Source organism: Streptomyces sp. UH6 (assembly GCF_013421635.1).
Classification (GTDB): Bacteria; Actinomycetota; Actinomycetes; order Streptomycetales; family Streptomycetaceae; genus Streptomyces; species Streptomyces abyssomicinicus.
Genome location: NZ_JACADT010001405.1, coordinates 1 through 1,100, shown reverse-complemented (window position 1 = coordinate 1,100; position 1,100 = coordinate 1). Strand labels below are relative to the sequence as shown.

The 1,100-nt window shown below is 75.1% G+C and carries 1 protein-coding gene and 1 pseudogene; one reads left to right on the top strand and one right to left on the bottom strand.

Translation table 11 applies throughout. From position 1 onward, the window contains the following. Positions 1 to 432 (bottom strand): hypothetical protein (locus HW445_RS32995; protein WP_218957576.1); only part of this gene is annotated, 432 nt, incomplete at its 3' end. 309 nt (positions 433 to 741) lie between these two features. Here HW445_RS32995 and HW445_RS32180 point away from each other — a divergent pair. Continuing rightward, positions 742 to 1,100 (top strand): annotated as a pseudogene (locus HW445_RS32180) (hypothetical protein); the annotation flags it as partial.

The window sequence follows — 1,100 nt, the reverse complement described above, 5'->3', positions numbered from 1 at the left end:
GGTCCGGCCGGTCCCGCAGGACCGGAGGGTCCGGAAGGACAGGCCGGCCCGCAGGGCGAGGACGGTCCTCAGGGCGAGACGGGCGCGCAGGGCGAGCAGGGTGATCCCGGCCCGCAGGGCGACCCGGGGCCGCAGGGCGAGCCAGGGCCCCAGGGCGAGGCGGGTGAGACCGGTCCGCAGGGAGAGCAGGGTGAGCAGGGCGACCCCGGCCCGCAGGGCGAGCCCGGGCCTCAGGGTGATCCTGGTGAGACGGGTCCGCAGGGTGAGCAGGGCGACCCGGGTCCACAGGGCGAGCCCGGTCCCCAGGGCGAGACGGGTGAGACCGGCCCGCAGGGTGAACAGGGTGAGCAGGGCGACCCCGGGCCTCAGGGTGAGCCCGGCCCCCAGGGTGAGCCCGGGCCTCAGGGCGAGCCCGGTGAGACGGGTCCGCAAGGTGAGCAGGGTGAGCCCGGCCCCCAGGGTGAGCCCGGTGAGATGGGCCCCGAGGGTCCTCCCGGCATGGAGGGGCCGGAAGGGCCTCCAGGGCCCATGGGCGAGCCCGGTCCCCAGGGTGAGCCCGGCGAGATGGGCCCCGAGGGTCCCCAAGGCGAGTTCGGCCCTCCCGGAATCCCGGGGCTCCCGGGGCGTCCGGGTGCCGACGGTCCCGAAGGACCCCAGGGCCCCGAGGGCCCCCAGGGCGAGCCGGGCCCGCAGGGCGAGCCCGGGCCGGCCGGCCCGGCCAGCTGCTACGACATCGACTCCGTGGCGCAAGAGATGTACGAGGCCAAGGCGGTGGTGTCGAACGGCGTCGCCTACGCCGGGATCAAGAACGTCACCGGAGGCGTCGGACGCGATTTCACCTGGTACGACCTCACGCAGACCCCCGGCGGCGGTTACCCGGAGGGTGCCTGCGGCGTCTCCGTCTCCGAGGTGGCCCACGTCGTCAGGATCGAGGTACTGACGACGGACGGCGGTGTCTACGAGACGAGCTGCGACAAGATCATCGGCGGAGACGGCTCGGACCAGCTCGACTGCGACGGCGTGTGGGAACCGCAGACCATCCCCAGCCCCGGTGACCCCGCCCTGGCCGCCGCGGCCGAGCCCCTCGGAAACAACCAGCG